General features: G+C 58.9%; 7 protein-coding genes. 5 read left to right on the top strand and 2 right to left on the bottom strand.

What is annotated here, in order from left to right; translation table 11 throughout:
- Positions 1–226: 226 nt before the first annotated feature.
- From QZ511_RS00210 to QZ511_RS00190, 5 genes are all read left to right on the top strand, one after another.
- Entirely contained in the window at positions 227–1693 is a 1467-nt protein-coding gene (locus tag QZ511_RS00210; RefSeq protein WP_295797199.1) for a glycoside hydrolase family 28 protein, read from the top strand.
- A gap of 225 nt (positions 1694–1918) precedes the next feature.
- Positions 1919–4654, top strand: coding sequence for a TonB-dependent receptor (locus QZ511_RS00205; RefSeq protein WP_295797195.1), 2736 nt, complete (start codon positions 1919–1921; stop codon positions 4652–4654).
- A 164-nt stretch (positions 4655–4818) separates the two neighbouring features.
- The gene (locus QZ511_RS00200; RefSeq protein WP_295797192.1) at positions 4819–7329 is read left to right on the top strand and encodes a glycoside hydrolase family 88 protein; all 2511 of its coding nucleotides are present in this window, start codon (positions 4819–4821) and stop codon (positions 7327–7329) included.
- Positions 7330–7542: 213 nt separating this feature from the next.
- On the top strand, positions 7543–8385 hold the full coding sequence (gene kduI, locus QZ511_RS00195; protein WP_295797190.1) for a 5-dehydro-4-deoxy-D-glucuronate isomerase: 843 nt from the start codon (positions 7543–7545) through the stop codon (positions 8383–8385).
- A gap of 21 nt (positions 8386–8406) precedes the next feature.
- Positions 8407–9198, top strand: a complete 792-nt coding sequence (locus tag QZ511_RS00190; RefSeq protein WP_295797187.1) for a gluconate 5-dehydrogenase — start codon at positions 8407–8409, stop codon at positions 9196–9198.
- 197 nt (positions 9199–9395) lie between these two features.
- Here the strand turns inward: QZ511_RS00190 and QZ511_RS00185 are convergent, their stop codons facing one another.
- The gene (locus QZ511_RS00185) at positions 9396–10898 is read right to left on the bottom strand and encodes a mannitol dehydrogenase family protein (protein ID WP_295797184.1); all 1503 of its coding nucleotides are present in this window, start codon (positions 10896–10898) and stop codon (positions 9396–9398) included.
- A 13-nt stretch (positions 10899–10911) separates the two neighbouring features.
- Complete coding sequence (gene uxaC, locus QZ511_RS00180; protein WP_295797181.1) at positions 10912–12327, bottom strand: glucuronate isomerase; 1416 nt, start codon at positions 12325–12327, stop codon at positions 10912–10914.
- Between the last annotated feature and the right edge of the window lie 7 nt (positions 12328–12334).

Genomic DNA, 12334 nt, shown 5'->3' with positions numbered 1-12334 from the left:
CCAGTTTTATTTCTGCCCCGTGGTTCCCCTCGCCCCTGCTCCGCGCGCTGTCTTCAGTGTGATTTATCCCCTGCGAATACCGTTGCTGTTACTTACATAGTGACCGTCTGGTTATTGCCCTGCCAAAATTGGTATGACAGTATTGCCGAAACCTCCGTTCTGGTCTTGCCAGATTAGACTGGCAGCGCCGGAATACCACCAAAACAATAAGCCCCGGGAGGCAATTATGACCGGACTGAACCGGCGAGTTTTTCTGCGATCCCTGATGGCTGCCGCCGTAGTTCCTGCGCTGGTACCCGCCATTCCGTCTTTTATCCCCCAGGCTGTAGCGATGAGCCGCCCGCCCCGCGCCCAGTACACCGGGCCCTGGAGTGCGGTGCCGAAGATCCTGTCAGATATCAAGCTGCCGGCAATTCCGGCGCGGGATTTCGATCTCCGGGAATTCGGTGCCCGTGGTGAGGGTGAAGATGCCAGCGCGGCGTTTGCCGCGGCAGTGGACGCCAGCCGCCAGGCCGGCGGTGGGCGCATTGTGGTGCCGGCGGGCAACTACCGTACCGGCCCCATTCACCTGGTCTCCAATACCGAGCTGCATCTGCAGGAAGGTGCCGAGATCCACTTCATTCCCGAGCCCGAACGCTATCTGCCAGCGGTAAAAACCCGCTGGGAGGGTCTGGAGCTGATGGGCTACTCGCCGCTGATCTATGCCCATAAGTGCGAAAACATCGCCCTGACCGGTAAGGGGCTGATCGATGGTGGCGCGGATTGCGACACCTGGTGGCCCTGGAAAGGCAAGAACGGCAAGTGTGAAAACAGCTCCAATGAAGGTGATACCCAGCACCCCGCGCGCGACGCGCTGATGGTGGATGCGGAGAACGGGGTGCCGGTTGCAGAGCGGGAATACGCCGAAGGTGCTTTCCTACGCCCGCCGCTGGTGCAGTTCTACGAGTGCAACAATGTTCTCATCGAAGGGGTTACGCTGGAAAACTCTCCGTTCTGGGTGATTCACCCGGTGCTGTGCGAAAGCGTTACCGTGCGCGGTGTGACCACCAGAAGCCACGGGCCCAATTCCGACGGTTGCGACCCCGAGTCCTGCCGCAATGTGCTGATCGATGGTTGTCTGTTCGATAACGGCGATGACTGTATCGCGATCAAGTCCGGTCGCAACGCAGACGGCCGCCGGGTGAATGTGCCCACGGAAAACGTGGTGGTGCGCAACTGCCAGATGCGCGACGGTCACGGCGGCCTGGTGCTGGGCAGTGAGATTTCCGGCGGTGTGCGCAACGTCTTCCTGGAAGACTGTGTCATGAGCAGTCCGAACCTGGATCGCGGCCTGCGTATCAAGACCAATGCCATGCGTGGCGGCGAGATTCACGATATCTACGTGCGCAACCTGACTATTGGCCAGGTGAAGGACGTCATTGTGATCAACTTCTATTACGAGGAAGGGGACAAGGGAGATTTCGACCCGGATGTTTACAACATTCAGGTGGAGAATCTGGTCTGTGAGGAGGCCGAGCGCGCCTTCCATATCCGCGGTTTCGCCCGTGCGCCCATCCGCGGGCTGCAGATCTCCAACAGCCGTATCCAGCGGGCTGGCTCCCTGGGTGTCATCGAAGAGGTGACTGGTCTGACCGTTGACGATGTTCAAATCAACGGGGAGGCTTTCCAGCCGGATCAGGTTAAATCGGTCTAGCTGAAGGGTGGAAGCGGTGATAGCGGTGGCAATCACCGCTGCCATCGCTAAAATGGCGCAAAAATCATCCGATGAGGCGAAATAATCGCAAATAAGCCCTTGGATTGGTCAGCCAAAAGTTGCCAGTTGGTAATCCGTGTGCGAATATCGGTTTGCATCAATAATAAGCGGTATTACCAAAAACAGGTTTTACCAAAATAACGACGATAAGCGGAGATGAGAGTCATGAAGACCTTCGAGCTGAAGCCCCTCACTCTTGCAATGGCCATGATAGCGGTGCCGGCCATGGCGCAAGAGAGCAATTCCACCAACGGCGATGCCTCTTTGGAAGAGATCACCGTAACCGCCAGTTATGCGGGCAGCCTTGCCAAAGCACTGGATACCAAGCGCGACTCCTCAGGAATGGTTGACTCCATCCTGGCGGAAGATATCGCGGATTTCCCCGATCAGAACCTCGCAGAATCCCTGCAGCGCATTCCCGGTGTGGCCATTGACCGTGACGGCGGTCAGGGCCGCGGTATCACCGTGCGTGGTCTGAACTCCACCTTTACCCGGGTGCAGATCAACGGCATGCAGGCCCAGTCTCTGGCTGCCGGTTCCGGCGGCGTACAGACCAGCCGCGGTTTTGACTTCAACGTATTTGCCTCCGAGCTGTTCAATCGCCTGGATGTGTACAAGACCACTTCCGCAGAGCTGGAAGAGGGCTCCCTGGGCGCGACCGTAGCGCTGCGTACCGCGCGTCCGTTCGATTACGACCCGCTTACCGTGGTTGCCAATGTTCAGGGCAGCTACAACGACGGCAGTGAAGAATTTACCCCGCGCACCTCTGCTCTGGTCAGCATGACCAACGAAGACCAGACCCTGGGTGCGCTGTTCTCGGTCGCAGTGTCCGAGCGCAATGTCTACGGTTACGGTGCGGACACCGGCCGCTGGGAAGACGACAACTTCGCCAGCTGTACCGCGTGTGACAGCGAAGCCGAATTCGACCGGGTCAAGAGTGCCTGGCACCCGCGTATCCCCCGGTACATGAACCGTAACTACACTCAGGATCGCCTGGGGGTTACTTCTTCCCTGCAGTGGCAGATCGCGGACTCCACCCTGTTGAGCTTCGACGGCCTGTACTCCAACATGGATTCCCAGCGTACCGAGCCGAACATCAACCCGATTTCCCTGGCCCGTACCGGTGATACCGGCAACGCGCAGACCGACGTGGCCGCCTACACCATCGACGGCAACAACAACCTGATCTCCGCCACTATGGACGGTGTGGACACCCGCGCAGAAAACTTCCTCGCGGACTGGGGCTCTGAATTTGCCCAGTACTCCCTGTCTCTGGAGCACGACTTCAGCGAAGACTTCCATATGGAAATCCTCGCCGGTGGATCAAATTCCCAGCTGGATAACCGCGAAAGCACCCTGGTGCTGGAGCACTTCAGCGAAACCGATCCCCGTCGCATGATCGATTACGCCGAGTCCAACGACACCGTAACCTACGATTACAGCAACATGACTTCCCCGGAAATCATGTTCGGGTTCGACGTGACCAACCCGGCCAACTGGGAGCTGTCAGAGATTCGCGATCGCCTGTTCGACGCCGAGTCTTCCACCTCTACTTTCCGCCTGGACCTGGACTACGCGCTGAACGATGCCCTGACCCTGCGCGGTGGTGTTACCCAGAAATCCTACGGCTATGAAATTGCCGGCCTGCGGGCGGATACTTCCCTGTCCGGTGCCGACGGACGTGACGGGGTTGAAGATGGCGAAGCCTGTGGTATCGGCTCCACCATCACCAGCGACATGGGTTCAGTCGACTCTCCTACCGGCCTGCCTTACTTCAAGGGTGACCTCGCCCTGGTCGATGCAGCGCTGGCAAGTGGCTGCTGGCCGCACGCAGTACGCGCTGGCGATACTCGCGAGGTGGAAGAGGAAAGCCTGGGTGTATACGCACAGGTAGACTTTGATACCGAACTCTTCAGCCGCCGCCTGCGTGGTAACGTCGGTGTACGCTCAGTCGAGACCGAGCTGACCTCTACCGGTCTGCAGAACGGTACCGTGGAAGTCACCGTTGAAAACGACTACCGCGATACCCTGCCGTCCTTGAATGTGGCTTACGAGCTGACCGAAGACTTCATCGTGCGCGGTGCCGCCGCTGAAGTAATGTCCCGCCCGAACCTGGGTACACTGAACCCGGGCGGCAGCGTAGGCATCTTTGGCGACCCGACCGTAAGCTACGGCAACCCGTTCATCGAGCCGTTCCGCGCGAAAGCCTACGACCTGGGTGCTGAATGGTACTTCGCTGAAAGCGCCGTTGTATCTGTGGCTTACTTCCAGAAGGACATCGAGTCCCTGCCGATCGGCCAGACCGACGTGATGTCCTGGGCTGAGACCGGCCTGCCGGACAGCCTGCTGGGCGCGCAGTACGACGACCTGTACAACGCGGACTTCGAAGTGAAGCGCACTGTAAATGGTAAGGAAGGCGGTGAGCTGGATGGTTGGGAACTGCAATACCAGCAGCCGCTGACCTTCCTGCCGGGACCGGACTGGGTACGCAACTTCGGTATCCTTGCCAACCTGACCAAGGTGAACTCCGAAGTAACTTATAAAGCCGGAGAGCCGGATGAGTTCAAAGGTCCCCTGAGCGGCCAGTCCGACGACTCTTCCAACCTGACCCTGTACTGGGAAAACGACGTGTTCTCCGCGCGTATTTCCATGGCGAACCGCGGCGAGTACTCCACCCGCCCGCAAGAGACCGACGAGGAAAAACGTCGCTACGTAGACGCGACCAGCTTCCTGGATTTCTCTGCCAGCTACCGCGTGAACGACAACCTCAAGGTTAACTTTGAGGCGATCAACCTCACCGACGAGCCGGTGTTCGAGTACATGGACGGGAATGCCAAGCGTATGATCAACGAGATCAGCACTGGTTCTCAGTACTTTGTAGGTGCGCAGTACAAGTTCTAATCTCACAGGATGATTAAGAGCTGAAAGTAGCGGCCGGGTGCAGGGATCTGCCGGTGGAAACACCGGCGTAAGGATTCGAATTCGCACCCGGCCGTTTTTTCAATTTGGCCCCGGTAATTTGGGCCGATGAACACAAAACAATAACCGGATTCGTGGAGATGTCTGTGAAACTGTTTGACAAGTCCATTCGCAATCAGAGCCTGAGTGCACTCGCCTTTGCGCTGACCGCGGCAACCCTGACCGCCTGCGGTGAAAAAGCCGTAGAGACCCCGGCGGAAACCGCAGCACCCGCCGCCCAGGCAGAAAAGCCGAGCGCTGTTGCCACTCTGGAGCTTTCCAACCCCTCTGATTTCCCGCGCCTGGATGAAGCGGTATATCTCAGCTACTACGAACTCGGACTGAAACAGGGATTCGCATCGCCGCTTGCGGTGTGGAACCAGGCGGAACAGATTCCGGTACAGGCCATCGACAAAGATGCGGATGGCAACAAGGACGGGATCCTGTTTACCGTGGATGTTGCCGTCGATGAAACAATCAAGCTGCGTATCGCCGAAGCGGACGCGGCGCACGAAGGCCCCAAGCTGACCCAGGCGGAAATCTCCCACAAGGTGGGTGGTGAGTGGAAAGAGCGCGAGTACCTGGGTGGCAGTTTCCAGAACGTGAGCGCGCTGGATGTGCCAAAAGAGCACACCGATCACTCCTGGTATATCCGCTACGAGGGCCCGGGTATCGAGTCCGACCTGGTGGGCTACCGGGTGTACCTCGACTGGCGCAATGGCTTCGATATTTTCGGCAAGCAGACCCAGGCACCGGTACTGCAGGGCGTGGGCCAGGACGGCTTTGATTCCTATCACGAACCCTCAGACTGGGGTATGGATATCCTCAAGGTCGGCAGTGCCGTGGGTGTCGGTGGTTACGGCTACTGGGACGGCGAAAAAGTCATTCGCGTGAGCGACGTGCAGGACTGGCGAGCGGAGATTGCCGAGAACGGCAGCCTGTATTCCGCGTTCAAGATCAACTACCAGGGCTGGAAGCCGGTTGAAGGTGTGCAGACCGATCTCAGCGCGGTGCTGTCCATGCACGCAGGCAGCCGCCTGGTAGAGGTCAATGCAAAAACCAGCGATGAGCTGGATAACATGGTGGCGGGTATCGTCAATCATCCCGGCACCGAACTGATTGTCGGCGACATGGATATCACCGGTCACGCCTATACCTATCTCGGCACCTATGGCCCCCAGAGCCTCGACGGCAGCAACCTGGGTATGGCGGTACTGGCCAAGCGCAAGGTGATCGACGAGGTGACCACCGACGAGCACAACCAGGTGGCTATCCTCAAGCCGGCAGGCAAGGAAATCCAATACTATTTCCTCGCCGCCTGGGAAAAAGAGGTGGCGAGCGAGCACGGCCCGATTACCAACAAGGCCGAGTTTGAAGCTTACCTGAAGCAGGAAGCGGAAAAGCTGACCATGCCCCTGCGCCAGCGACTGACGACTGCCGCGAGCGAGGCGGAAACCGAGCAGCCACTGACCGCGGGCGTTGCCCTGGAGTGGAGCAAGCGGCTGGCGGATTCCGAGCTGGAGCGCAAAACCCTGGATTATCGCTTCGGTGGTTACGATCATATCCGCAAGCGCCCGTCTTACTTTGAATACACCACTGGCATGGTGCTGCAGGCCTACGACGAGCTGAACCAGGTTGCGCCGGAAGCGCGTTACGCAGATGCGGTGCAGACCGTGATGGGTTCCTTCGTCAACGAAGATGGCAGCATCAACGGTTACGTACAGGACAAGTACAACATCGACAGTGTGCGCGCCGGCACCATGCTGCTGCGCATGTACGAGCGCAACCAGGATCCCAGCTACAAGAAGGCCGTGGATACCCTGTTCGAGCAGCTGGAACACCACCCGCGTACTTCCAAAGGTGCCTTCTGGCACAAGAAACGCTACCCCTACCAGGTGTGGCTGGATGGCGTGTACATGGGGATTCCGTTCCTCGCACACTATGAAACCCTGATGCAGGAAGAACCGAATGTCGACGAGGTGCTGGCGGAATTCAAGGTAGTCAACGAGATCCTGAAGGATCCCGAAACCGGCCTGTTCTATCACGCCTGGGATGAAAAGCGCGAGCAGGTATGGGCGGACAAGGAAACCGGTCTTTCCGGTTACCACTGGGCCCGCGGCATGGGCTGGCTGGCGATGGCGCTGGTGGATGTACTGGATTTCATTCCGCAGGAAAACGCTGAGGACCGCCAGTACCTGCTGGATATGATTGCGGAAATTGCGCCGGTCATCGAAAAATACCAGGATCCGGAAACCGGTACCTGGTGGCAGATTATCGATAAGCCCGGTAAGCGCGCTAATTACCGCGAGTCCACGGCCAGCACTATGTTTACCTATTTCTTTGCCAAGGCGCTGAACCAGGGTTACCTGCCGAAGGACGAGTACCTGGATACCGCGAAGAAGGCTTATCAGGGGCTGCTGGATGAGTTCGTGCAGGTGCACGCCGACGGCACCATCAGCATCACCGATATGTGTCAGGTGGCCGGCCTGGGATACGGTCGCGACGGCAGCTACGAGTACTACATGAGCGAGCCGATTTACGACGACGACCCCAAAGGCACCGCGCCGTTCATTACCTCCGGCGTTGAGATGTACAAGCTGCTGAAAGCCGAATCCTAAATATTTACCAGACGATTCCCGGTGCTATTGAATTGCACCGTGGCGGTTCTGCTGGCCGGGCCCCTTTTGCGAGACACGCCCTAAACCCATCCCTGGGGGCTTGTCGAAAAGGTCCCTCTTTTCGATAGTCTCGCAAAAGGGGCCCGGTCATCAGAACCTTAGCCGCCAAGCTCAGAGGTTATCGGGAATCTTGATGTACAACTGGGGAAGAAAATGACCACTGTTTTTGAAGAACGTTTCGCCAGCCACCCGGCTGACTATGTGAATTACGATACCGAGCGCCTGCGGGACGAGTTTCTGGTGCCGACTCTGTTCACCGCGGATACCGTGAACCTGACCTACACCCACGTGGATCGCATGATTGTCGGCGGGGTGATGCCGGTGGATGCAGAAGTGAAACTGGAAACCGTGGACGCGCTCAAGTCCGATTATTTCCTGGAGCGCCGCGAGCTGGGCATTATCAATATCGGTGGCGCAGGCTGTGTCGAGGTTGACGGCACGGTATACGAGATCGGCACCAAGGAATCGCTGTATGTGAGCCGCGGTTCCGAGGTAGTGAAATTTTCCAGCAACGTGAAGGCATCGCCGGCAAAGTTCTACATTCTCTCCACCCCGGCCCACCGCGAGTTCCCGACCAAAAAAGTAGGTCAGGGGGATGCGCAGGTGATCGAGCTGGGTGCCAGCGAGACCTGTAACAAGCGTACCCTGCGCAAGCTGCTGGTGAAGGATGTGCTGCAAACCTGCCAGCTGCAGATGGGTATGACCGAACTGGCCCCGGGCAGCTGCTGGAACACCATGCCGTGCCATACCCACAGTCGCCGCATGGAAGTGTATATGTATTTCAATCTGCCGGAAGAGCAGGCAGTTTGTCACTTTATGGGCCCGCCCCAGCAGACGCGGACTATCTGGATGCACAACGAGCAGGCGGTAATCTCCCCGACCTGGTCGCTGCACTCCGGCGTGGGTACCAGCAATTACACCTTTATTTGGGGTATGGCTGGCGAGAACCACGACTACGACGATATGGATAAGGTGCAACCCACCGAGCTGCGCTGATCAATAATTTCTGGAGTACCTATGTCTACATCACTCTTTGACCTGACCGGAAAGCTTGCCCTGGTAACCGGTGCCACCCACGGCCTCGGTATGGCAATGGCGGAAGGTCTGGGCAATGCCGGGGCGAAGCTGGTAATCACCGGTCATTCTTCCCAGGAAAAGCTGGACGGCGCCGTGGCGGCGCTGCGGGAAAAAGGCTACGACGCCCACGGTTACCTGTTCAACGTCACCGAAGAGCCGGTAGTGAACGATATGGTTGGCCTGATCGAGCAGGAACAGGGGCCGATCGATGTGCTGGTGAACAATGCCGGTATTATCCGCCGCGTGCCGCTGCTGGAGATGGAGCTGTCCGAGTGGAACAAGGTGCTGGACACCAATCTCACCGGAGTGATGGTGATGACCCGTCCGGTGGTAAGGCGCATGATCGAGCGCGGTGCCGGCAAGATCATCAATATCTGTTCCATGATGAGCGAACTGGGCCGGGATTCCGTATCAGCCTACGCGGCGGCGAAGGGTGGCCTGAAAATGCTGACCCGCAATATGGCCACCGAGTGGGCGCGCCACAATATTCAGGTGAACGGTATCGGGCCGGGCTATTTCGCTACCAGCCAGACCGCGCCGATTCGCGTCGACGGTCACCCGTTCAACGATTTTATTATCGGCCGTACCCCGGCCGGACGCTGGGGCAATCCGGAAGATCTGCAGGGCGCTGCGGTATTCCTCTCCAGTGAGGCGAGTAACTTCGTCAATGGCCAGATCGTTTACGTGGACGGCGGTATCCTCGCGACTATTGGCAAGCCGTCCAACGAATAATCCACAGTTATTTCCCTTGTATTGATTTTCATATTGCCGGGCACTGCCCGGCTTTTTTGTGTATGTGCTTTATATACAAAAAAGGCCCGCGGTGATGTGCCGCGGGCCAAAGGATGGGTTTCCAAGGGAGTTGGAAACTTAAAGCCTGGAAGAGGGCTTAATTGCAAAAAAACACGTATAAGTACTGGCTGCTGGCCTTAAATCGAAAAATACTTCTCGACACAGGCCTGGGTGCCTTCCGCCTGCAGCTTATCCAGCCAGCCGGCGACTGCCTGCTGCAGGCGCTCGCTGTTGCGCAGGTCGTCACCAAATACCGGGGTAAAGGCCAGGAACGCCGCTGTCAGCGCCTGCGGGCCCTCGGACTGGTGCTGGTCGCACAGCGCCTTCAATTCCGCTGCCAGCGGATCGGATACCTCGATAGCCTCGCCTTTTTCATCTACCGCGGATACGTAGCGAATCCAGTTCGCCAGGGCAAAACTCAGGACCTCGATAGGGCCCTCGTTTGCCAGCTGATGGCGCAGGGTGCCCAGCCAGCGCTGGGGAATCTTCTGCGAACCGTCCATGGCGATCTGCCAGGTGCGGTGGCGCAGGGCTCGGTTCTCGAAACGCTCGATCAGTTCCGCCTGGTAGGCGGCAATGTCGAAGTCCGCCGGCACATCGATGGAGGTGGTGGCCTCGGTTTGCATGAAATGCAGTGCCAGCTTGTTGAACGCCGGTACCGCCATCACGTCTGCCACTGTCTCGCAACCGGCGAGATAGCCGCTGTAGGCCAGCATGGAATGGCTGCCATTCAGCAGGCGCAGCTTGATCAGCTCGTAGACTTCCACATCGTCCACAAAGGTCGCGCCGGCCTTGTCCCACTCCGGACGACCGCGCAGGAAATTATCTTCCACCACCCACTGTGAGAAGGGCTCCGCCATCACCGCCGCCTCGTCGCGGCAGCCCAGAATCGCCTCCAGCTCCTCGCGGTCCGCATCGGTTGTGGCCGGTACAATACGGTCCACCATGGTGGCCGGGGTAGTGGTGTTCTCGGCAATCCACGCCGCCAGCCCTTGGTTTTCTCCCTGGGCGTCGACCTGCGCCGCATACTGGGACAATACCTTGCCCAACAGTTTGCCGTTGGACGGCAGGTTGTCGCAGGACAGCACGGTAAAGCCCGGCAGACCGCGCTCCTTGCGCAGCGCCAGTGCACCGACGATATAGCCCAATGCAGATTTAGGAGTCTGCGGATTGGCCAGATCGTGCACCACATCCGGATGCTGCGGATTCAGGTTGCCGCTGGCCGGATCGTGACAGTAACCCTTCTCGGTGATGGTCAGGGAAACAATACGCACGCTTTCCTGGGCCAGCAACTCGAGTAATTGTTGTGGGCTTTCCGGGCCCACAAACACATCGCTCACCGCACCGATGATCTGCACCTTGGTGCCCGCATTGGATTTCTCTACCACAGAATAAAGGCCGTTCTGCGGAACCAGCTGATCGCGCACACCGGCGGAGCGCAGGCTAGCGCCGACGATACCCCAGTCTTTCTCACCAGCGGCAATGCGATTTTCCGTGTACCACGCCTGGTGCGCGCGATGAAAGGCGCCGATGCCCAGGTGCACGATGCCGGTAGTGACCTCGTTGCGGTCGTAGGCCGGCTTGATCACCTCCGCGGGGAGGTTCTCAAGGATTTCGTTATTGAGTCTTTGTTGGCTCATTTCTCTCTACCTATCAAAGCTTGTAGGCTTTCTTCGCCAGGTTGTAGGCGAGGTCCGCGGCCAGGTCGAAGGCCTCGTCTTCCTGCAGGCGGTGGTCGCTGACCAGCTGCGCCAGCCATACACAGTCCATGCGGCGCGCCACATCGTGACGGGCGGGGATGGACAGGAAGGCACGGGTGTCGTCGTTGAAGCCGACGGTATTGTAGAAACCGGCGGTCTCGGTCACCTGCTCGCGGAAACGGCGCATGCCTTCCGGGCTGTCGTGGAACCACCAGCTCGGGCCCAGCTTCAGCGCCGGGTAGTGGCCTGCCAGCGGCGCCAGCTCACGGCTGTAGCTGGTCTCGTCCAGGGTGAACAGGATGATGCTCAGGTTCGGCTCGTTGCCAACGGCTTCCAGCAGTGGCTGCAGCGCGTGCACGTAATCGGTCTGGGACGGAATGTCACAGCCCTTGTCGCGACCAAAGCGCTCGAACACCACCTTGTTGTGGTTGCGGAATGAGCCCGGGTGAATCTGCATCACCAGACCGTCCTCGATGCTCATACGCGCCATCTCGGTCAGCATCTGACCGCGGAACAGCTCCGCATCCTCCGCGCTGCAATTCCCTGCGCTCACCTTCAGGAACAGCGCCTCCGCTTCCGCCGCAGACAGGTTCGCGGTGGTCGCGGTGGGGTGGCCGTGGTCGGTAGAGGTCGCACCCATCTGCTTGAAGAATTCGCGACGGTTGCGCAGCGCCGCCAGGTAGCCGGACCAGGTGGAAGTATCCTCGCCGGTGATTTCCGCCAGCTGTGCCAGGTTATCGGTAAAGCCCTCGAAGTCCGGGTCCAGCACCGGGTCCGGGCGGAAGGCGGTAATCACCCGGCCCTTCCAGCCGCTGTCCAGAATCTTCTGGTGGTGACGCAGGTCGTCCAGCGGGGATTCGGTGGTTGCGATCACCTCGATATTGAAACGCTCGAACAGCGCGCGCGGCAGGAACTCCGGCTGGCGCAGGTAGCTGTCGATACGCTCGTAGTAGAGGTCCGCGGTCTCGGAGCTCAGCTGTACGTCCAGCTCGAACACATCGTGGAATACGGTATCCAGCCAGGTGCGCGACGGGGTGCCGCGGAACAGGTGGTAATTGTCCGCCAGTAGCTGCCAGATCTTGCGCGGATCCTGCTCAACTTCGGAACCGTCCTGGGTGCGGATACCCAGGCTCTCCAGCGGAATGCCCTGGGAGTAGAGCATGCGGAACACATAGTGGTCCGGGCGGATCAGCAGATTGGCCGGGTTGCCGAACGGCTTGTTCTCGGCAAACCAGGACGGATCCGTGTGGCCGTGGGGGCTGATGATCGGCAAATCCTTCACGCTCTCGTAGAGCTTGCGTGCGATATCCCGGCTTACCTTGTCGGCCGGAAACAGGCGGTCGGGATGCAGGATAAGAGGACGTGTCATGTTGGGG

The organism is uncultured Microbulbifer sp. (genome assembly GCF_913055755.1).
In the GTDB taxonomy this organism is placed as follows: Bacteria; Pseudomonadota; Gammaproteobacteria; order Pseudomonadales; family Cellvibrionaceae; genus Microbulbifer.
Note: the sequence above shows the minus strand (reverse complement) of the source record. Positions and strands in the feature narration are given on the sequence as shown.

Coding starts and splice junctions, on each gene's coding strand:
- QZ511_RS00205 (WP_295797195.1), top strand. CDS start 1,919: ATGAAGACCTTCGAGCTGAAGCCCCTCACTCTTGCAATGGCCATGATA.
- kduI (WP_295797190.1), top strand. CDS start 7,543: ATGACCACTGTTTTTGAAGAACGTTTCGCCAGCCACCCGGCTGACTAT.
- QZ511_RS00190 (WP_295797187.1), top strand. CDS start 8,407: ATGTCTACATCACTCTTTGACCTGACCGGAAAGCTTGCCCTGGTAACC.
- uxaC (WP_295797181.1), bottom strand. CDS start 12,327: ATGACACGTCCTCTTATCCTGCATCCCGACCGCCTGTTTCCGGCCGAC.
- QZ511_RS00210 (WP_295797199.1), top strand. CDS start 227: ATGACCGGACTGAACCGGCGAGTTTTTCTGCGATCCCTGATGGCTGCC.
- QZ511_RS00185 (WP_295797184.1), bottom strand. CDS start 10,898: ATGAGCCAACAAAGACTCAATAACGAAATCCTTGAGAACCTCCCCGCG.